Origin of the sequence: Thalassotalea piscium (assembly GCF_030295935.1) — a bacterium.
Classification (GTDB): Bacteria; Pseudomonadota; Gammaproteobacteria; order Enterobacterales; family Alteromonadaceae; genus Thalassotalea_B; species Thalassotalea_B piscium.
This window is the reverse complement of the sequence record NZ_AP027362.1, coordinates 1,198,164-1,219,673: the sequence shown is the minus strand read 5'-3', so window position 1 is coordinate 1,219,673 and position 21,510 is coordinate 1,198,164. Positions and strand designations below refer to the sequence as shown.

Here is a 21,510-nt window from a genome sequence, read left to right as displayed (position 1 = left end):
TTTACCAGCCAATTACTGCGTAACACAAAGCAAATACCGGTGCAGTTGCTGTTAGACTATCAATTCGATCTAAAATACCGCCATGTCCTGGCAAAATAGTGCCACTATCTTTTATTCCCGCCTGGCGTTTAAACATACTTTCATTCAAATCACCTAACACCGATATAGTGGTAATTAATACCGTAACAGGAAGCACAAGTAGATACTCTTGTTGGCTCCAACCTAAGTTATAACCAGCAAGACAAATTAAAATACAAGAAAATACTACGCCACCTATATAACCTTCAAGAGTTTTACCGGGGCTAACATTAGGCAGTAATTTACGCTTACCAATAGACTTACCAACAAAATAAGCACCTATATCTGCACCCCACACCATTAAAAATAAAAACATAATTAATTGTGCGCCATGATAAGGGTCGACTTGATATTCATTAGAGCGAATTACTATAAAAGCAAGCCAGGTGGGTACTAAAGTTAACCAACCAAATACACCTCTGATAGAGCGGTGACTTGACCAAAACTTACTATAACGAGGATAAAGAAAGGTTAACGTCGCAGAAAGTAGCCACCACGCTACAGCTAGCCACAAAACATAAATAGCACCTTGCTGTAAGGTGTGATGGTTCAGCCACAACTGTTCAATCGGAAATTTTAACCAAAGTATGCTGATCAGGGCAATTGTTCCCACCACAAATGCCATTCTACGATTACTTTTATCAAACCCCATTAATGGGCCCCATTCCCAAGCCCCTAATGCCATTATTACCATAATTAGCGCGGCAAAGTTGGCTAACGGTAAATAAAATATTGCCGAAATAGCCAAAGGAGCTAAGATAACAGCTGTAATAATTCTTTGTTTTAACAAACGTTAACCCTTTTCTATTTTAAAATTCTTTTTAGTTATTATTTTTTAATTTGTTCGCCTGTTAGGCCAAATCTACGTTCACGGCTATCAAAACATGCTATAGCCTTTAAAAACTCTTTTTCTTTAAAGTCAGGCCACAAAACATCTGTAAAATAAAGTTCGGCATATGCGGCTTGCCACAAAAGGAAGTTACTGATTCTATAGTCACCGCCTGTTCGAATCAACAAGTCTAATTCAGGTAAATCTGCTAAGCAGATTTCTTGAGCAAGCGATGCTTCATTAATTTCAGAGGCAGTAATTTTTCCGGCTACCGATTTTTCAGCAAGGACTCGTGCTGCGTTAGCAATATCCCAACGACCACCATAGTTTGCAGCAATAGACAGTACCATTGCATTATTGTCTTGCGTTAACAGCTCTGCGCTTTTGATCATTTTTTGAAGTTTTTCAGAAAAACGCGAAAGCTCACCTACCACTTGAAAGCGAATATTATTTTTATGTAGTTTTTTAACCTCTCTGGTTAATACATACATAAACAAATCCATTAGCACATTCACTTCGCCTTCAGGGCGCTGCCAATTTTCGCTACTAAAGGCAAATAAGGTTAATGCTTTTATACCTTGTTTTCTAGCCGCTGAAACTACTGACCGAACAGACTCTACACCATTTTTATGACCAATAACTCTTTTTTTACCACGTGACTGCGCCCAACGACCATTGCCATCCATGATAATAGCGACATGCTGAGGTATATTAATTAACTCATCTGTCATAGGTTCAATCACACTCACATAAACTCCGACTCTTCAAATACAAAAACGCTGTAGCTAGTTATTATATCTATCCAGTTAACCTCAATATCCAAATTCAGGATAAGAGATGAATTGGCATAACTTAGTACTACAGCGTAATATCAATTATGTGTTGCTAAATTTCCATCAATTCGGCTTCTTTATCTGCCAAAATCGCGTCAACTTGCTTTACAAAGGTATCAGTAATTTTTTGAATTTCATCTTCCCCGTTATGCATTTCATCTTCACTAATATCTTTTTCTTTATGTAAAGACTTAATATCTGAATTTGCATCACGTCGTATATTACGAATAGCTACTTTAGCACCTTCACCTTCACCTTTTACTACTTTAACGAGGTCTTTACGGCGCTCTTCAGTTAATGGCGGTAAAGGTATGCGGATAAGAGTACCTTGAGAAGACGGGTTTAAGCCTAAGTCAGAAGCCAAAATGGCTTTTTCAACAGCTGAGATCATTCCTTTATCAAATACAGTAATTGCAATTGTACGTGCATCAGGTACTGACACATTGCCTACTTGGTTTAAAGGAGTTGGCATGCCGTAATATTCAACACTGATATTATCGAGTAATGAGGTATGTGCGCGGCCAGTTCTTACTTTATTTAGGCTAGTTTTAAAAGCTTCAATACTTTTTGCCATACGCTCTTTGGCATCTTGTTTAATATCATCTATCACTTTAATATTTCCTTAAAAAAACAGTCTATTATTGTTCTAAATTTTCAGCATGATCAATAGTTGTGCCTTCTTGCTCACCCATGACCACTGCTTTTAATGCCCCTTGCTTGTTCATGTTAAACACTCTAATTGGCATATTATGGTCTCGCGCTAAAGTAAACGCCGCAAGATCCATTACTTTTAATTCTTTTTCTAACACTTCTTGGTAGGTTAAATGAGTATATAATTCAGCATCCGGATTAGCTACTGGATCTGAAGAATATATACCATCAACCTTCGTCGCCTTTAACACAGCATCCGCTTCTATTTCAATACCGCGTAAACATGCTGCAGAATCTGTAGTAAAGAAAGGGTTTCCCGTTCCAGCACTAAAAATAACAACTCGGCCTGACTTGAGCAGCCCAATAGCATTAGCCCAGTTGTAAGTATCACATACACCAGCCAGATCAATTGCTGACATCAACTTAGCATTTACAAACGCACGGTGCAGTGCATCGCGCATTGCTAAACCATTCATTACAGTAGCGAGCATGCCCATTTGGTCACCAACCACTCTATTCATACCAGCTTCAGCAAGTCCGGCACCACGGAATAAGTTGCCACCACCAATGACTAACCCCACCTGGATCCCCATTTCGATTAGTTCTTTAATTTCCTGAGCCATTCGGTCTAAAACACTTGGATCGATACCAAATCCTTCAGCACCCATAAGGGCTTCACCACTAAGTTTTAATAAAATTCGTCGATATGTTGGTTTGGGGTTAACGCTCATAAAATAACCATTCCTGTAGGTGTAAAAAAGCCGCGGTTGAAATTAACCGCGGCTATTTTAATACGTTTAGCTAACTATCGAAAGTCTAAACTGAAAAAAGAAGTCTTTTAAGCAATTATCTGCTTAATTACTGCCCTTTAGCCGCAGCAAGTTGTGCTTCTACTTCAGCAGCAAAATCTTCTGATTTTCTTTCAATTCCTTCACCAACTTCTAAACGAATAAATGATGAAACAGTTACACCTCTTTCTTTAAGAATGTCGCCAACTGTTTTCTTAGGCTCCATAATGAAAGCTTGACCAGTAAGCGAAACCTCACCAGTGAACTTCTTCATACGACCTGAAACCATTTTTTCTGCGATTTCTTGTGGCTTACCTTCATTCATCGCGATATCGATTTGAATGGCTTTTTCTTTCTCAACTACATCAGCTGGCACATCTTCAGGGTTGATATAATCAGGCTTGCTTGCAGCAACGTGCATAGCAATGTGCTTAAGTGACTCTGCATCACCTTCACCTGCAACAACAACACCAATAGTAGCACCGTGACGGTAAGAAGCTAAGCTAGCACCTTTTATGTACTCTACGCGACGTACATTGATGTTTTCACCAATTTTGGTCACTAATGCAATACGCTTTTCTTCAAATTGCGCTTGTAACTCTTCAATGCTTGCTTTTGAAGCAAGAGCAGCATCAGTAACTTCGTTAGCAAAAGCTAAGAAGTTAGCGTCTTTAGCAACAAAGTCTGTTTGACAGTTAACTTCAACTAAAGCAGCAACACCATCAGCGTCTTTAATTAAAATAGTACCTTCAGCGGCAATATTACCCGCTTTTTTAGCAGCTTTAGCTTGGCCAGACTTACGCATATTTTCAATCGCAAGTTCCATGTCGCCGTTAGCTTCTTGTAGCGCTTTTTTACAATCCATCATGCCCGCAGCTGTGCGTTCACGTAACTCTTTAACTTGTGCAGCAGTAATTGCCATCAGTTAATTCCTCAAATTCAGATAAATATTAATACATTGCCACATTTGTATTAAGCAAATGTGGCAATAGCTAAATAAAACGTTTGTTAAAAGTGAGTGTTACTCAGTTTCTACAAAATCGTCTTTTTCAGCTTGTACTACGATGTTCTTTTCACGACCTTCTAACACAGCGTTAGCTGCTGAGTCTAAGTACAATGTTACTGCACGAATCGCATCATCGTTACCAGGTACGATGTAATCAACACCATCTGGGTTTGAGTTAGTATCAACAACAGAAACTACTGGAATACCTAAGTTATTCGCTTCTTTAATTGCAATGTGCTCATGATCAGCATCTATTACGAATAAAGCGTCTGGTAAACCGCCCATGTTTTTGATACCACCAAGACTTTTCTCAAGTTTTTCCATTTCACGAGTACGCATTAACGCTTCTTTCTTTGTTAACGCTTCGAATGTACCGTCAGTGCTTTGAGATTCTAAATCTTTTAAACGCTTGATAGATTGACGAACTGTTTTCCAGTTAGTCAACATACCGCCTAACCAGCGATGATTAACGTAGAATTGGTCAGATTTAATTGCTGCGTCTTTGATAGCGTCGCTTGCTGCGCGCTTAGTACCAACAAATAACACTTTACCTTTCTTCGAAGATACACCTGATATAAAAGCAAGTGCTTCGTTGAACATAGGAACAGTTTGTTCTAAGTTGATGATATGAACTTTGTCACGAGCACCAAAAATGTAAGATTTCATTTTTGGATTCCAATAACGAGTTTTGTGGCCGAAATGTACACCGGCTTTAAGCATATCGCGCATTGATACGTTTGGCATAATAATTTTCCTTTGGGGTTAAGCGTTCATACATTCAATATACACGACCTATATTGCCCATTTTATTGAGCTTGGCACCCCGGTATATTTGTTGCTAAATGTATGTGAGATTATTGTATAAATGTTGATTTCAACATTCGTTTAGAGCCAATATTAAACCTTTACTAAATTCAAGGCATAATTCAGCGGCGCACTTTATACCATAGAACCGAAAATTTAACCAGCATTTTAATAGCGTAACGCTAATTAAATTGACAGTTAAAGGTAGGCTAATAGTAAATTGCAAGGTAAAATAACGTATCACTAATTAAAATATAGTAGCGTTATGGTAGCCGAACTTTTTTTCATCTATGACAGTCATTGCCCATGGAGTTATACAGCAACACCTTTGGTAAAGGCTATAAAACAAGCATTTCCAGACATTGAATTGCATTTATGGCATTGTGCAAGGTATGAGGGCGATGAGCAAATAGGCAGCAAAACTTTAGACCAAGCAGAACAAGACAGTAACACAGTTTTTACGCCTGAATATAAACACCAACTTAAAAATGCTGCTGACTCCACCATTGCCGCCAATTTATTAGCTTGGGTTGCAAATAAAATGCCTTCGGATGCACTTTCATTGTTATCTGCTATACAGAAGCAGCACTTTGAACAAGGTAATCCGCTAAAAGTAGCTGATGATTTTGATGATATTATCACTCAATTTAAATTATCTGCACCTGCAAAAGTATTAAAGCATGACAAGTTTACAAAAGACGCTGAATTCGTATTAGGTTATATTGAAGAAATTCAAGAGGTTATTGGAACTAAAGCAATACCTGCGCTCTTACTGGCCGTAAACGATGACTTAATATTACTCAATCACAACCTGTATTTGAAGGACCCTAGTGCAATTGTTGAAGCGGTAAAACTTGAACTTGCTAAGTAAACGAATTCAAAACGGCATTGGGAAATGAATAAAAACCATGTAGAATTATCGCTATTTTCTAGCGTGATCATACTTGTAGTTTTTCACGTACAAAATTTACAGACTTGAGGCATGAATGTCGATCCAAATAAAAAGCCAAGATGAAATTGAAAAAATGCGTGTGGCTGGCAAGTTAGCCGCTGACGTATTAGAAATGATAGCACCTCACGTAAAAGTGGGGGTTACAACCAACGAATTAGACAAAATTTGTGCTGAATATACTGAAACAGTGCAGAATGCGATTTCGGCTCCACTTAACTATCATGGATTTCCAAAGTCAATTTGCACTTCTATCAACCATGTTGTTTGTCATGGTATACCCGACGATACAGTACTTAAAGATGGCGACATTCTGAATATTGATATTACCGTCATAAAAGATGGATATCATGGTGATACTAGTAAAATGTTCCTTCTCGGTGACGTGTCACCAGAAGATAATAGACTATGCCGTATCACGCAAGAATCATTATACTTGGCCTTAAAAAAAGTTAAACCTGGTGTGGCATTTGGCGATATTGGTGCAACCATTCAAAAATTTATTAAAAAGTCTGGGCGATATACCATAGTAAAAGAGTACTGCGGTCATGGTATTGGCAAAGAGTTTCATGAAGAACCTCAAATAGTACATTACAAAAATAATGATAAAACCAAAATGGAAGAAGGCATGTGCTTTACCATTGAGCCTATGATTAACTTAGGTCGTGCAAACACTGTATTAGACAAAGAAGACAATTGGACCGTTTATACCATCGACGGTAAAAAGTCTGCTCAATGGGAGCATACTATCGTAGTAACTAAAACTGGGTGTGAAATATTAACACTTAGAAGTGAAGAAACTATACCAAGAATTCTACATAACTAAACAAAGGCCTGATTAATTAGGCCGTTTACTTACATTTATTACCTAAATTATGAGAAAACTCTATTGCTTATACCGGCACTTGTTCCAGAACAATACTTAGCCCCACTTTCAGTGACAGCACCCTACATTAATGTAAAAGAGGTATGTCAGCTAAGCCGTGATTTTCAAGAATGGCAAAAAGCACAGTTTCCTACTGATTATATTATTAATATAGTAACAGCACGTGCCAACTTCGTTGACAGTTTACTTACTAAGTTGTGGTGCCAACATCAATTAGACGAGTACCAAATAGCTTTAGTGGCTGTAGGTGGTTACGGACGTGGAGAGCTACACCCATATTCCGACGTGGATATTTTAATCCTTACACAAGAGCAAACAGAACCCGAACTTGAAGATAAAATAGCCGCGTTTATTGCTCAACTTTGGGATGTGAAACTTGATATTGGTCACAGTGTTCGTGATATAAAAGAATGTTTAAAGCAAGCCGCTAATGATGTAAATACTGCCACTAACCTAATGGAAATGCGGCAAATATGTGGCAATAATGCATTATCTGAACACCTACAAGCATTAATTAATGAAGACACGTTTTGGACCTCTCAGAACTTCTTTATTGCTAAGCGCGAAGAGCAAATAAAACGTCATGAACAATATCATGGTGCAGCTTATACGTTAGAGCCTAATTTAAAAGCAAATCCTGGTGGCTTACGCGATATTCAAACTATTGGGTGGGTAGCAAAGCGTCACTTTAAAGCAGACTCACTCGAAGAGCTTGTTCAGCATAAATACCTTACTCATAATGAATACTTTGAATTATTAGAGTGTCAGGAGTACCTCTGGCGAATGCGCTGTGCGCTTCATTTTATTGCAGGTCGAAGTGAAAATCGCCTACTTTTTGATTATCAAGCTGACGTTGCTACGTTACTAGGGTTTGGTGATAAAGGAAAGTTTGCAATTGAACGCATGATGAAGCGTTTTTTTCGTATTATTGGTCGTGTAGCTGAACTTAATAAAATGTTATTACAACATTTTGAGTTTGCGATATTAAAAAACAATAAAACTAGCGTAGAAATTCCTGTTAATGACGACTTTATTATTGTTGATGGCTTAATTAAAGCACTTAACAAACGTGTATTTATGCGCTCAACTAAAATTATGGAAATGTTTTTAATTATAGCAGAGCGCGATGAAATAATTGACTTGCACCCTGACACCCTCCGTTTAGTCAGAAATGCGCGCCGTAGGCTAGTTTCTGGGATGTTAGATTATGCCAATTGTCGCCGTATATTTATGCAAATTATGCGTCACCCTAGGGGATTAGGACTAGCATTTACCTTAATGCATCAGCATTCCATTTTAGGTGCTTACCTGCCTGAATGGCGTAATATTGTTGGGCAAATGCAATTCGACTTATTTCATGCCTACTCTGTAGATGAGCACAGTTATCGTTTAATTAAAAATTTATACCGCTTCAGTCAACCGCAATACGACCATGAGTTTCCTTTATGTAGTAAAATAGTGCAACGGATAAGAAAGCCTGAAGTACTTTATATTGCCGGCATATTTCACGATATCGCTAAAGGTCGTGGCGGTGATCATGCAAAGCTGGGCGCAATAGACGCACTTAATTTTGGCAAAGTGCACCAACTTAACGATCACGACGGGCGAATGATCGCTTGGTTAGTGAAATATCATTTACTCATGTCAATTACAGCACAGCGTCGTGATATTGCCGATCCTGAAGTGATTAAAAACTTTGCAAGTATCGTTCGTGATGAAGCACATCTCGATTATCTGTATTGTTTAACCGTTGCTGATATGAGAGCAACCAATGAAAGTTTATGGAATAGCTGGAAAGCTAACTTATTAGAAGAGTTGTACTTCACAACCAAGCGCGCATTTAGACGAGGATTAGAAAAACCAGTCGACTTACGTGCTCAGATCCGTGAAAACCAAGATCAAGCTAAAGAGCTGCTCGATAATAAACTAGACCTAGACAGTTTATTATCTGTATGGAGTGAATTTAAAGCCGATTACTTTTTACGGTATTCACCACAACAAATTGCATGGCACAGTGAACATATTGTGCACCACAATAAACTAAAGCCTTTAGTCTTAATTAGCCCTAAAGCTTATCGTGGTGGTACTGAAGTATTTGTCTATACAAAAGATAACGCTAAAATTTTTGCAACTATCGTAACCTTATTAGGTTCTAAAGGGCTATCAATTCATGATGCCAAAATAATTACCAGTAAAGGTCGGTATACCGCCAATACCTTTGTTATTTTAGATCAGCAAGGACAAGCGATTAGTGACAGCTATCGCGCATTAGACATTGCGCAATCATTAACCTCTGCGCTATCGGATCCTAATTATAAATTAACCATACCGGCTAACACCCAACGATTAAAACAATTTAAAGTAAAAACACAAGTAAGCTTTATTGAGTCAGCAGCTAAAAATAGAACATTACTAGAAATAGTTGCTTTAGACAGCCCCGGATTACTAGCTAAGTTTGCACAAGTATTTATTGCTTGCGATATAACAATACATTCTGCAAAAATTACTACCTTTGGCGAAAAAGCAGAAGATGTTTTTACTGTTTCAAATAAAGACAACCAAGCATTAACATTAGAACAGCAAGAAACCCTATCGCAAAAGCTTTGCGAAGATGTTTAACTACCTATAAAGATCAGGAATAGAATCATGTCTCAGCTACAAAATATCATTGAACACGCTTTTGAAGAGCGAATGAATATTACACCTTCAACAGTAAGTGATGAAGTTAAGCAAGCTATATTAGACGCACTTTCAGCCCTCAATGATGGCAGTGCTCGCGTTGCTGAAAAAATTGCAGGGGAATGGGTGGTTCACCAATGGTTGAAAAAAGCAGTATTGTTATCTTTTCGTATTTGGGACAACCAAGTTATTGATGGCGCTGAGAGCACCTACTTTGATAAAGTGCCGATGAAATATAGTAATTATAATCAAGCAGATTTTGAGGCTGATGGTGTGCGTGTTGTGCCTGGAGCTTCTGTTAGAACAGGTAGTTACATTGGTAAAAATGTTGTGGTAATGCCTAGTTTCGTTAATATAGGTGCCTATGTTGATGAAGGTTGCATGGTAGACGGTTGGGCAACTGTTGGTTCATGTGCTCAAATAGGTAAAAACGTTCATTTATCTGGTGGTGTGGGTATTGGTGGTGTATTAGAACCCTTGCAAGCCGGCCCTACTATTATTGAAGATAACTGTTTTATTGGTGCGCGATCTGAAATAGTAGAAGGTGTAATTGTTGAAGAAGGTGCGGTAATCTCAATGGGCGTATACATTGGTCAAAGTACCCGTATATTTGACCGTGAAACAGGTGAAGTACATTATGGTCGCGTACCGGCAGGTTCAGTTGTTGTGCCAGGAAATTTACCCTCAAAATTCGGCACTTATAGCTTATACGCTGCAATTATTGTAAAAAAAGTAGACGCTAAAACACGTGCAAAAGTCGGTATTAATGCCTTGTTACGCTCTATTGATGATGAGTAATTACTAGGCTTTTTGTCTAAAAAAACGCGATAACATTCATAAGGAAGTGGGTTAAGTAGTCACCACTTCCACCTACTCTGCTATTGTCCAACCCAGTATGTTAAAAACATCTTGCCATTGTTGGTCAAACTTAGCTTCAATGCTAATAGGTAAATTTGTAACTGGATGAATAAACCCTACTTTTTTTGCGATTAGCATTAGCCTTTTAAAGCCAAAACGCTTAGTGAAGAATGGGTTTTGTTTATTATCACCATAATTTATATCACCAATAATAGGATGCCTAAGGTGTGCTAAATGCCGCCTTAATTGATGGCGACGACCTGTTTCAGGCAATAACTTTATTAACGAATAACGTACACTATCATATTTACCTAAAGGCTCTGCTAGCGTAGCACAAGCAATTGATTGATAGTGCGTTACCGCGCTTTGTGCCGCTTTGTCGGCACTAGAGAATTTATCGCCAATTTTATCCAGTTTCTCTTTCAAAGGGTAATCAACCGTATTACTTCCTAATAAGTGCCCTCTTGTCAGTGCGTAATACGTTTTGTTGATTTTTTTATCAGTGAAAGCCTGGCCCATTGCTCTTGCAACATCTTCATTTAGTGCAAAAAGTAAAACCCCCGAAGTTGGGCGGTCTAAGCGATGTAATGGATAAACATATTGTCCTACTAAATCCCTTACTAATTGAAGTGCGAAGTAAATTTCATCTTTATCTAAAAAGCTCCGATGTACAAATAGCCCTGCAGGTTTATCAACCGCAACTAGATACTCATCTTGATACAGTATCGTTAGTGCTGGTTTCTCACTTATAATTACACTCATTTATTACTACTTCTTGCCTTTAACCTAAATTGAAGTAACGGCTGTAAGAGGAGTTATCATCTTAGGGCGTGTTGATCTTTGCTATACATTTTTGCAGCGATTTATTTGGTGTTTATACAAGGCTGAACTTATGTAATGGGGTTGTTCCCCATAAATAAGTAAAAACGCCGTAGAAAAACCAAAGAGGCGCTGTCCTACGGATACGTTTAAACATGATTTACTTTTCGTTGCTTACACGCAAGTAGGTACTTAGCGTGAGCAGGACGCGGAAGCTGTCTAGCTCATTTATGTACAATACTACACTTTATTCGCTACGCCTCAATTAAATCATGTTTAATTCGTACAAAATTTGTACTCGTAAGATCAACACGCCCTAGTATCTTTCACTGCATTATTTATATAGTAATAAAAATTACTACTGTATAAATTTTATTTATAGAAATTAATAGACTTAAAAGCCACTATTATAAAGTAAAATGGGCCTTTGTGTGGAGTTAATAAATCAATCTCTCTATAATGCTTGCTAAACGGAGTAACTATTCTAGCTATGAACACCATTAACACTATTTCTGACTTACTTGCGCTTTCTAACTCACAATATCGTGTTTATGATCTGGGGCGAAAAATAGATAAAATATCCAAAGAGCAATTTATTAAAATTGAAGCAAATCAAGTACCTTACCCTTTTCCGTCGCAGGGGCATGCCCATTTAGCGCTAGCATTTTGGCAAAAAACCACTAAGCAGCCTTTTTTATGGTTTGTAAAACTACCTCTTGATGAGCGAGGCCTTATCAATCAGGGAGCTAGAGATCATTTTATCGCAATAATTATTGAAGCACTTGGCACCGACTTAACTGTTGACCCAACTGAAAAGCAAGAAGAGTTATTAAAAGCTAACCCTTATAACTTTACGCCAGCTCAATATAAGTTAGCTAGCTTAAATAGCCTATTAAAAGTAGCGCTTAACCAAGCAGCTAGCCAATACTATGAACAATGTTATCAGTACCTCAAAGGTGAGTTAGGCTGGGATAACTGGCACCAAATAGGTGTACAAGGCTTAAGTGATTTTGCCAGTCGTCTAAACGACACTGAGCATCAAACAATACTAATTAACGCTTTAGCTAACCTACCAATAGAAGTTTTAAACCCTTTATGTTGCGCGATTGAAAATATTGAATTACCTATTTCTTTGGTTAAATGTATTACCGACTTATATCGACATACTAATAACCTTGAACACCAGCAAGCCTTATTAAGGTCTTTAGCTTCTTCAAGTGAGCACCCAATGGTGATAGCATTGGTTCAGGAAATCGTTAACCAACCAACGCTATCCGATGAACTTTTTATTGTTATCTCAGGTAGAAATTGGCTAGCATTACAAAAACAAGATCACATGATGAACTTTCTAGAAAATTTAGTAAATTACAATAAACCACCATTATTTGATGCTATCTTTAAAGACCTTGTTACTCTGCCTTCTTTGCGCATGATAATTTTCGCTTGTATGCGAGACGAAAAAAGAAGTAACGCCTTAGCCAAAGCAATAGGAAGCTTATTTAATAGCCCACAATAATATGGAAAACATTTACCTTTTACTGATCGTTTGTTTAATTTTTTGGTACTTTATCTATCTACGTAAAGTAGCTGAAACAGCGCGTTTTCATGCACAAAAGTATTGTGAAAAAGAAGATTTACAATTTATTGCTATTGCGCGAATATCTAACCGGCTTAACTTTACTAAACGCTCAGGGTTATATTGGGTAACTAAATTTGAGTTTGAATTTAGCGGGGATGGTGTATCCCAATACCAAGGGGTTATCACTTTAGATGGTTATAAATTACGCGATATATTTTTACCACCTTATCGTTTTTAAACTGCACTAGGTACTATCTTTAGTTTTAGTTATAAATGATAAATGACATTCAAAAAAGCAAAAAAGCGACTATCCAGTCGCTTTTTCTTAACTTAGGTCATCCATTAACCCGCCTCAATTTCCTTCACGCTTATCCTTAAGCAAAATCCATCAACATTTAAAATAATACTGTTCCTTATAACAGCTCAAAAGAGCTTAGTGTCCATACCGTATTATTAATTACGTGCTTCCTGCACTATCCTTATTTCCTTGTTCATTGAGCATAACAAATACTTTCAACCCCTGAAGGTAATTTGCTTAGTTGTCCTTAACTAATGTCTTCCTGACAACAACAATTCTAGCTTTTCTTGATTCAAATACTACAGATTAAAAGAATTTAAATAACCCACTAACAATACCTATACTAACCAATAAAGCGTAACAAATTGATAAATAAACATTAAAATTAAATAAATTGATTTTTCTGACAATTAAATGAGCAGTCACTTACAGCAATGTAGGTGATCTCTTACAAGTGTAGTGTCTACTTTGGCTCCTTTATAAAAAAGTGAATGTGGTGTGTCACAAATAATGAGACATAAGTCACCCGCTGATAGAATTTAACATTTAAGTTACACCTGAAAGAATTTGTATAACCCGCCAACGATCCAAAAGAGACAGCAAAGATACGAAAGCGGACATTAACATCAATAGCTTTTGGTGCGGCTTGCAGTGTTAAAAAAACGTAGAGCTACCTTTATCCTGCTAGACAACTAAGCCACCATGGCAGTCATAAGGGTTTTAAGTTTGAAAGGCAGTTTTCTGATAAAGTAGATATTTCAGTGGTATTTAATGCCTTTCAACAACCAGTTCGCCTTATGCTTAATCTGCAATGCCTTGTTGAGTAAGTGCATTAAGGTCAGCTAATGCTTGTTCGGCATCTTTAAGTGCAATGAAAACATGATCATGATAGTAAGCCGCAATAACATTAGCGCTAATATTTGATTGCGTCAATTTAGTAGCAACCGCAGCGGTTAAACCAACTGCATCAAGGCTCGAGTGTACATTCAATGTAATACATTTAAAAACACCTGAGTAAGAAATGTTAAATTCATCGGCCTTTTCTTTCGTCAATATAACGGTTAACCCTTCCTTTTCTTGAAAAGTGCTTATAGGGTTTAGCAACAACACTTGTTCAAAATCATATGTCTCCAGAGTAGCAAACACATATTCATTTTCGGTTAAAACAGGCGTCATAGACGCGATTAATTTTGCTAAGTTTTTTTCACCAGACATATATTTCCTAAATTTATTAATTGTATTAGTTAGACATTTTTAAACCAGCCACACCAATAAAGATCAAACAAAAGCAAAACAATTGTTGAATTGAAAGTGGTTGGTCAAAAAAATAATGGTTTATGATCGAAATTGATGACGCACCTATAGCTAACCAAACGAGATATGCTTGGCTAACAGGAATGTCTTTTAATGCTATTGAAAACAAAACCAGACTAAGCGACATTGAAAAAACAGCGAATATTACATAGGGGATATTTGTAAACGATTCTGATTTTTGAATACCAACTAACCAGCCAGCTTCTAAAATTCCTGCGAGAAATAAGATTAACCAATACATATAAACACTCTATTAAATTTAGGGGTCGTCCCCTGAAAAAATAGAGCGGTGAGGTCGTCCTCACATCGATACTGATTTAACTTTTATCACTGTAGCAAAAAAATAGAAAAAGAGAAATAGTTATTAAATCTACTTATGACCGTTAGGTCGAAGGGTTAAAGTTAAAAAATATCATATGAAAGTCAGCCAAAATAACAAAAATAACAAGGACACTCGCCCATAAATAAATTACCTACAACAAAGCCAGCATACAAGCTAATAAACAGCTTAAAATAAACTCAATGATTATGAATATAAACTTAATTTGAAAAACATTGATGCCAGCGCTCAAGTACTTCTTTGGTTGACCAACCTTTAGCGGTGTCTTCATCAATATACAGTACGGTATGCGTGTGGTTACTCATCACAGCGTAAGCGCATACATCAATAGCAAACACTTGAGTTAGGCTAAGAAGTTTTTCTTCTACCCAGCCTTTTCTATGGTCAAAGTTCTGACCTGTATTTTTATCTTCACCACACAAAAAAGCACGGCGTACACAACGAGAAATACAATGATAATAAGGGGTGTCGGTTAAACTAATTAACTGTTTTCTCGCTGTTGTCATAATACCATCTTTGAATTTTGATTAGATATTAACCTTAGTTCAGTGATTTGTATTATTCAAATATAAGCGACTGTCCTTGTTATTACTTTTAATATTACTTTTAATACTACGCTGAACATTCTTGCAACCCGAAAATAAAAAGTATAAACCAACAATTTGCTATTAGCAGTGAAATTACAACAGCCTCCCTCGCGAATTTCGGGATATTTCTGTAGCAATATAAATACGCTATTACGGCGAATTCTGAGAACAACCAAAAAATAGATAGGTAAAAAAAAGTAGCGTGACATTGCAGCTCTGGAATTGTGAATAAAGTATAACCAAACGCAGCTACTCCACTACCACACAAAATAAATAATGCCGCCGTACTTACTGCGACTCTCCAACCTGTTACGGATGTTGATATCAGTTTGCCCTTTAATTTAGTTATTTTATCCATTTATTGATTTCGCATAACGCTTTGAAAATGGGGCAAATACGAACGTTTTGGCCGAAGGCCAACGAGTATTTGTCCAAGTGAGTTTACGAACGACATAATTCATTTGTTATAAGCCCTTTTGCTATACATCACAACTCTCCTAGCTGGTTTGCTACTGGTGAGCGTGTTGACCGCAAATATCATTGACGGAGTAAACAAAAAAAGAGCAGCACCAGCAAACACATTTTTTGCTTCTGGTGCGAACGTCATGATTACACAAGAAATATTTACTAAAGCAACAGACCAAGTAAAACGTTTAAGAAACCCCCCAGACTTTTTGAAAACATGGTAACTACTTTTAAATAGGTATAAACCAATTAGCAGTACAATCGAAATAACGATGCTTTTAGCGTAAAAACCGTGGACAAGAGTGTAAAAAAGAAACCCTGGTGTCATTACGGGGATTAAGCTTGCAAGAGCTAGTTTATGTCGAAGATTTTTTTTATTCACGAATATTCCATGGGCTTATAATCAAATATAAGCGACTGTCCTTGTTATTTTTAGGCTTACTGTGACACCTTAAAGTTCAGAGATTCTATAAGTTTTACAGTATCGTAAACGACTTTATGCTTAGCCAATTGCTCTGCTTGAACTATTACAACAACTGATTTACACGATTGTTTAACAACATTATATTTTTTATTTAAAAGTTGTTCCGAGAATACAGAGTCTCCAATACTAATTATGTTATCTGCTGATATTGAAACCCAAATAGTACCTTCTGTAATTGCTCCATAACAAGTACTAATCTCAGGTAACTTATTCTCACACCCAACGATCATTAATATAAATAAAGCTACAAACCTGAATTTATGCACATACTTTCCTTGTAAGCCTAACGAGCTTGTAGAATAACTCGTTTTTATATTATTTATTAATCAAAATACTCTAACTGGATTGTTTTCTTTTAACAATCAAAAACGTTTACGTTTTTGGCGATTTTATTTTTACATCGTTAACTTAACGAAATAGTGGATTAACGTCTGATAATTCAGTGTTATAAGGATTTGTATGATGTGGAGTTGGGCTTTAAACCCTTAATGCAGGTTGTTTCTTAACTTGTCAATATTATGAACAAGGCAATACATTTGCCATTGGGTGTTTACTTTTTCCTTCCCGCGTAAGGTCAATTTATTCATGCCTTTGTTGACGGTAATATTGCCAAAAACTGGCTCGATAGCACCTAATCGCTTACCGTATTGTCGTCGACCGATTGGGCTGTCTATTTTAACCTTCATTTTGTCAATATAGCTTAGCTGTTTACACGATTCATCATTTTTAAACTGCACTTGCCGTCCTGTTTTTATTGGCGGTTTTCTCATACATTGCTGTTGCAGTGGGCAACTTTTACAATCTTTTAAGTAACCACAGAATCGCGTGTATTGTTGATTGTGACTTTTTACATTTATGCCGCTTCGCCACATGTCATTGCCCGCTGGGCATCGGCAGGTTTGCGTTACTTCATCATAGTGAAAATCATTTGAGGTGAATAATCGTGGCTTGCCTTTACTGCGCTTTAACCGCCGCTTTTCTTGCGCTGTTTCGTATGTTTCACTTTCTTTAAAATAGCGGATTTCTTTTTCTAAATTGATTGTCTGCAATATAAGTATCAAAGCCACTTTGAGCCATAAATTCAAGATTAGCTTCACTATTGAACCCACTGTCTGCTGTAAACTTTATTGTCTGCGCGTTTGTCTGTTTTTGGGTATTGAGCTTCTCAAGTTGTTGTTTTAATTGTGCAACGGCTGGCTGTAAGGTTTGTTGCTTTCCCACTGAGCCCCACGCTTGTGCTTGCAGTATAATTTGGTGTTTATCGTCATTAATCGCGATACCATTGTAGCCTTGAATGGTGCCTTTTGAGGTAGTCATTTTCGCACTGTCTGGGTCAGTGATATTACTTTTAACGGGTTTGCCTTTGCTGCCTGTTTTTTCTTGATGTGTGGCTAAAAACTCAGTGATTTTCTCTGCACTTTTATCCAGTTTTTCTTTTTGTTTTAAGTCTTGTGTTATTAACGCTTCATTTAAGCCATCTTGAGATTGATGACGTTCGATAATACGTTTACTTGCTCGTGCTAGTTTAGCTTTTTTTCGCTCTAGTTCATCGAAGGTTCCACTCCACTCTTTGCTCGCGTTTGATTTTAACTTACAGCCATCAATGGCAAACATGTTGCGACCTATCAAACCTTCTTTGTCACATATCATTAAAACTTGCGTAAAGAGAGGTTCTATTTGGTCTTTCATTCGAGCAACGAACGAAGCTATTGAGGTGTAATGCGGTTGCACATCACCCGATAAACTCATAAAAGTAATGTTAGTTTCACACGCATTAGCAATGCGGCGACTAGTGATAAAACCACGAGAATAACCAAAGAGAATTATTTTTAACATCACAGACGGTGAATAGGCAGCTGCGCCGCCATTGTCGTTTTGATACCACTGTTCGAAGCCCGATAAATCAAGGTGATTATCAATAATATGCGCAAGCGCATATTCAAACGTTCCGGGGACTATTTGTTGTGAGAAATCGATGGGGATGAACTTACTTTGACAGGATAAATCAGGTTTATAATTGGCCATGATATTTTGCTATCGGTGAATAATATCTATTAGATCACAGCGAGGAACTTGCTTCAAGCTTAAAAAACAAACAATTGAGGAAATATAAAAAAGACGTAAATACGTCTTTTTGGAGAAATTCTACAGCCTCAACGCCCGCATAAGGGGCAGCAAAACTTAAGCGGTGATTGGTTAAACTTGGGCGAAGCACCAAACTAATCGCCGCGTAGTTTTGGTGTCCCAGTGAGCCTGCGAACGACTTGATGCGTTTGTTATGTGTTTCCACTCAGAAGCTCAGCAACCGTAACAAACTTAAAGCCTTTAGAACGTAACCCGTTGATAATAAGTGGCAAAGAATCCCTGGCCTTCTTGTTGTTACCTCCCAAAACATGCAGCAGCACTATTGAGCCGGGTTTAGTATTGCCTATGACATACTCTGCAATAGCAGAGCTACTTTCGTTTATACCATCATATGACTCAGGCTCAACATCCCATGTCACACTTACAATACCTTGTTGCTCCAAGTAGTACGGTAACACAATCAGCTTTTTGCCATATGGTGGCCGAAAGTAAATATCACCTTCAAAACCGATGGAACGAATTAGCTCGTTTGTACTATCAATTTCCCTCTTAACCTCACTCAAGCCTTTGAACATCATCCGATTATGAGAATATGTATGATTTCCAATCTGATGTCCTGCTGATACCAGAGCTTGAGCTGAGTCAGTGTTACTTTCAATTCCGCGACCGTTTAGGAAGAAGGTTGCTTTCACATTTAGTGAGCCAAGAGTATTTATTACGCTCTGAGTGTACTTAGGATTCCATGGCCCATCATCAAATGTTAAGGCGACAACTTTATCGGCTGTTTCGACTCTTGAAATGATTTTGCCAAAAAACTGAAAACTTCTGGCACAACTAACACTCCAAAGACTTACTGCTAATACAACAAGTACCAGAAAGAACACTGCAACTTTTTTCAACGCACAACCTCCCAGAAACACATAACACTTATTATGTAGACGTCTCAGTAATATCCATCTACGATTCATTCATTAAACTACCATAAAAACCCAATATTTCAATCGGTTAAATTCATTATCACTATACACTAAATTGAAAGTTAGGATATTACTGAGAATTCATAGTAACACCTGAAAATCAAAGCGTTAAAATTTTTTGTTTATTTTCATGGCGTTACATTAAAAACTGATTTTTTTGACTTGTTACTTAGGATTATCAGTAATATCTATAATGATTAAGGCACAAATTATTACCAATGTCCGCTCCTCACTCATTTTGCCGTTCGACTCTATAATTCGTTTGGTTTGCTTTGGGTGTAGAGCTTTGAATATCTATGTCAGCTATTGGCTATAAGTGATCATTCAAGACATAAAAAATGCGGCTCATTAAGAGCCGCATTTCTTTAACTAGCTTTTTATGCATCCTGCATACTTGGTGTCCCGTTTCGTCCTTAAAAAACTATCCTTAGTGTCTCCTAAACGTATCCTTACGTGCTCCATAAACTAATCCATGTTGAAATTCATCTTGAATTTCTAGCTTCCTTAATATCAGTCTGATAATGTCTTCCTTGAAAAGCATATCCTTTGCCGATTCAGATCAAGTCCATTTTGCTGAATGCTATCCTTGAGCAACACCTACTTTAGGTCCCTAAGTAAGTCTTCCTAACCTTATCGTCCTGACAAGTGCTATCTTACGCTAACAATAAATCTTTCAAATATGTAAAAACAAAACAATTAACCATTAACATTTCAATAACATTGAAATTTATTAATAAAGCTATATTAAACATAATATTAAGCATTTTGTATAATGAATAACCACTAAAAAAACACCTTTATCGCACAACAATGTAAGAGATGTCTCACACCTTTTATAAGAATAAGGCTGAAGGTTTTGGTTGGCATTTGTAGATCACAGTGAAGCGCGAGAAAAACTTCACCTAGCGAGAAAATTTAACCAAAATTTTACAAAAACAAGATTAATAATCTAACCTTTCCATGATTTGCAAAATAGGGAAAGCATTCCCATTTTCGTATGTTAATTTTATATTTACTTCATGTACATAAACATCGCCCTCTATAAACTCAGCTTTTTTAAATGGTAAGTCTATTAATTGACTTGCTAATTTTTCGGGAATTACACCTAAAAAATTTAACACTGGTAGCTGCCATTTATCGGGCGCTCCATACCCAATATCAAACGTATCCTTCATGGGTATAGATATATCATTTTCACTAGCTATCACAATAAAACTCGATTCGTAGTCAACTAAATTGTTTTTTGCTATATAAACATTGCGAAAAACTACCAAATCATTCTCTTCTTTAAGTTTCAACCCGCTTATTATTTCTTCCACGGTTCTACTATCAAAAAGTTCATTAGGAAAACTTAATGGGCAGGAAAGTTTGATCTTTTCTTTCTCGTATCGCAGCCCAACCTCTACAGTAGAGGGTTGGGTGCTTGAGCCAAAATTAATATTGCAAATATGGCAGTAGCCAATATTTTCAAGCGATGGAAGTTTATCATTCGGTATGAAACCAATAAGTCCAGTGTCTGCATAAACATCCTCTCCATTTAATATTAAATTATCACCTATTGAACACCTTGAAATATTATCCTCAATTTCCTTAAATAACGGTGATTGAATACTAACCGAGTCAATTTGAAATTTATGCGTATAATACCAACTATGCTTTGATTTATTTTCAAATGGCAAATCAGTGACTGATGATAAGTGCTTCTCATATTCATCAATCAGTGTTTGTTCATTACCTTTATACTTAGTAAGCCTTTTATTAATTAGCTCAAGTTTAAACTCTTTAAACGTCTTTGTTTTACCACAAAAGAGGTAAGCTTTTTCTGGGTTTTTATGAGGAACTAGAGGCTCAAAAATAAACCATCTCTCACTTTCTAGTATTTGGAACACAATTCTAGATGCTTCTTTTGACTTTAAATCAAATTTATCTGCTTTTTCAGAGTCAGATGTGACTATAACCTTGTAAAAGGATTTTAAAGTACTTTCTGAAAACAACTTTACTTTATCAAAGCCCCCTTTATCGGGTACTGAATAATAAAAAAGACCTTTTATTAATTCGGCATCAGCGTAATTTTTTAATGGTGTATTATTTGGAATGCCAAACTTATTTTTGAAGCTCCAAAGGCTATAAAATAAACTTTGATTAATTTTATACAAGCCATTTTCTATATACTCCTCTGAGTGCTTAGAGTATAGCATTTA

19 protein-coding genes and 2 pseudogenes are annotated in these 21,510 nt (G+C 36.9%); 7 read left to right on the top strand and 14 right to left on the bottom strand.

Going from position 1 to position 21,510, the window contains the following annotated elements; translation table 11 throughout:
- Position 1 precedes the first annotated feature (1 nt).
- The 6 genes from QUD79_RS05225 to rpsB all read right to left on the bottom strand — a co-directional run bounded on the left by QUD79_RS05225 (position 2) and on the right by rpsB (position 4,929).
- The gene (locus QUD79_RS05225) at positions 2-868 is read right to left on the bottom strand and encodes a phosphatidate cytidylyltransferase (protein ID WP_184424682.1); all 867 of its coding nucleotides are present in this window, start codon (positions 866-868) and stop codon (positions 2-4) included.
- A gap of 38 nt (positions 869-906) precedes the next feature.
- Complete coding sequence (gene uppS / locus QUD79_RS05220; protein ID WP_184424731.1) at positions 907-1,638, bottom strand: polyprenyl diphosphate synthase; 732 nt, start codon at positions 1,636-1,638, stop codon at positions 907-909.
- Positions 1,639-1,792: 154 nt separating this feature from the next.
- The gene (frr, locus tag QUD79_RS05215) at positions 1,793-2,350 is read right to left on the bottom strand and encodes a ribosome recycling factor (protein ID WP_184424681.1); all 558 of its coding nucleotides are present in this window, start codon (positions 2,348-2,350) and stop codon (positions 1,793-1,795) included.
- Between the two features lie 28 nt (positions 2,351-2,378).
- Positions 2,379-3,122 (bottom strand): UMP kinase, encoded by a 744-nt coding sequence (gene pyrH / locus QUD79_RS05210; protein WP_184424680.1) that lies wholly within the window; start codon positions 3,120-3,122, stop codon positions 2,379-2,381.
- A gap of 127 nt (positions 3,123-3,249) precedes the next feature.
- On the bottom strand, positions 3,250-4,101 hold the full coding sequence (gene tsf, locus QUD79_RS05205; RefSeq protein ID WP_184424679.1) for a translation elongation factor Ts: 852 nt from the start codon (positions 4,099-4,101) through the stop codon (positions 3,250-3,252).
- 99 nt (positions 4,102-4,200) lie between these two features.
- Positions 4,201-4,929: a 30S ribosomal protein S2 gene (rpsB, locus tag QUD79_RS05200; RefSeq protein ID WP_184424678.1), complete on the bottom strand. Its 729-nt coding sequence runs from the start codon at positions 4,927-4,929 to the stop codon at positions 4,201-4,203.
- A 325-nt stretch (positions 4,930-5,254) separates the two neighbouring features.
- Here rpsB and QUD79_RS05195 point away from each other — a divergent pair, with 325 nt between their 5' ends.
- The 4 genes from QUD79_RS05195 to dapD all read left to right on the top strand — a co-directional run bounded on the left by QUD79_RS05195 (position 5,255) and on the right by dapD (position 10,301).
- A complete protein-coding gene (locus QUD79_RS05195; protein WP_184424677.1) occupies positions 5,255-5,860 on the top strand; it encodes a thioredoxin domain-containing protein in 606 nt (201 codons plus the stop codon).
- A gap of 115 nt (positions 5,861-5,975) precedes the next feature.
- Positions 5,976-6,764: a type I methionyl aminopeptidase gene (gene map, locus QUD79_RS05190; RefSeq protein WP_184424676.1), complete on the top strand. Its 789-nt coding sequence runs from the start codon at positions 5,976-5,978 to the stop codon at positions 6,762-6,764.
- A gap of 63 nt (positions 6,765-6,827) precedes the next feature.
- Positions 6,828-9,443 (top strand): [protein-PII] uridylyltransferase, encoded by a 2,616-nt coding sequence (glnD, locus tag QUD79_RS05185; RefSeq protein ID WP_184424675.1) that lies wholly within the window; start codon positions 6,828-6,830, stop codon positions 9,441-9,443.
- A gap of 27 nt (positions 9,444-9,470) precedes the next feature.
- Complete coding sequence (gene dapD / locus QUD79_RS05180; protein WP_184424674.1) at positions 9,471-10,301, top strand: 2,3,4,5-tetrahydropyridine-2,6-dicarboxylate N-succinyltransferase; 831 nt, start codon at positions 9,471-9,473, stop codon at positions 10,299-10,301.
- Between the two features lie 72 nt (positions 10,302-10,373).
- Here the strand turns inward: dapD and truC are convergent, their stop codons facing one another.
- Positions 10,374-11,123, bottom strand: coding sequence for a tRNA pseudouridine(65) synthase TruC (truC, locus tag QUD79_RS05175; RefSeq protein ID WP_184424673.1), 750 nt, complete (start codon positions 11,121-11,123; stop codon positions 10,374-10,376).
- A gap of 547 nt (positions 11,124-11,670) precedes the next feature.
- Between truC and QUD79_RS05170 the strand changes: the two genes are divergently transcribed.
- Together QUD79_RS05170 and QUD79_RS05165 are read left to right on the top strand one after the other, a co-directional pair.
- On the top strand, positions 11,671-12,696 hold the full coding sequence (locus tag QUD79_RS05170; protein WP_184424672.1) for a DUF3549 family protein: 1,026 nt from the start codon (positions 11,671-11,673) through the stop codon (positions 12,694-12,696).
- Between the two features lies 1 nt (position 12,697).
- Positions 12,698-12,997 (top strand): DUF3301 domain-containing protein, encoded by a 300-nt coding sequence (locus tag QUD79_RS05165; protein ID WP_184424671.1) that lies wholly within the window; start codon positions 12,698-12,700, stop codon positions 12,995-12,997.
- Between the two features lie 861 nt (positions 12,998-13,858).
- On the opposite strand, the gene QUD79_RS05160 is transcribed toward QUD79_RS05165, so the two are convergent.
- From QUD79_RS05160 to QUD79_RS05150, 3 genes and pseudogenes are all read right to left on the bottom strand, one after another.
- Positions 13,859-14,272 (bottom strand): ACT domain-containing protein, encoded by a 414-nt coding sequence (locus QUD79_RS05160; RefSeq protein ID WP_184424670.1) that lies wholly within the window; start codon positions 14,270-14,272, stop codon positions 13,859-13,861.
- A gap of 25 nt (positions 14,273-14,297) precedes the next feature.
- Entirely contained in the window at positions 14,298-14,612 is a 315-nt protein-coding gene (locus QUD79_RS05155; RefSeq protein WP_184424669.1) for a DMT family transporter, read from the bottom strand.
- Between the two features lie 308 nt (positions 14,613-14,920).
- Positions 14,921-15,217: pseudogene (locus QUD79_RS05150) on the bottom strand (transposase); the annotation flags it as partial.
- A 605-nt stretch (positions 15,218-15,822) separates the two neighbouring features.
- Between QUD79_RS05150 and QUD79_RS05145 the strand changes: the two are divergent.
- Positions 15,823-15,987: a hypothetical protein gene (locus tag QUD79_RS05145; RefSeq protein WP_184424668.1), complete on the top strand. Its 165-nt coding sequence runs from the start codon at positions 15,823-15,825 to the stop codon at positions 15,985-15,987.
- A 214-nt stretch (positions 15,988-16,201) separates the two neighbouring features.
- On the opposite strand, the gene QUD79_RS05140 is transcribed toward QUD79_RS05145, so the two are convergent.
- The 4 genes and pseudogenes from QUD79_RS05140 to QUD79_RS05120 form a co-directional block, all read right to left on the bottom strand.
- On the bottom strand, positions 16,202-16,513 hold the full coding sequence (locus QUD79_RS05140) for a hypothetical protein (RefSeq protein WP_184424667.1): 312 nt from the start codon (positions 16,511-16,513) through the stop codon (positions 16,202-16,204).
- Positions 16,514-16,732: 219 nt separating this feature from the next.
- Positions 16,733-18,272, bottom strand: a pseudogene (locus tag QUD79_RS05130) (transposase).
- Between the two features lie 251 nt (positions 18,273-18,523).
- Positions 18,524-19,231 (bottom strand): polysaccharide deacetylase family protein, encoded by a 708-nt coding sequence (locus QUD79_RS05125; RefSeq protein ID WP_221435215.1) that lies wholly within the window; start codon positions 19,229-19,231, stop codon positions 18,524-18,526.
- 1,019 nt (positions 19,232-20,250) lie between these two features.
- Complete coding sequence (locus QUD79_RS05120) at positions 20,251-21,507, bottom strand: hypothetical protein (RefSeq protein WP_184424910.1); 1,257 nt, start codon at positions 21,505-21,507, stop codon at positions 20,251-20,253.
- Positions 21,508-21,510 lie beyond the last annotated feature (3 nt).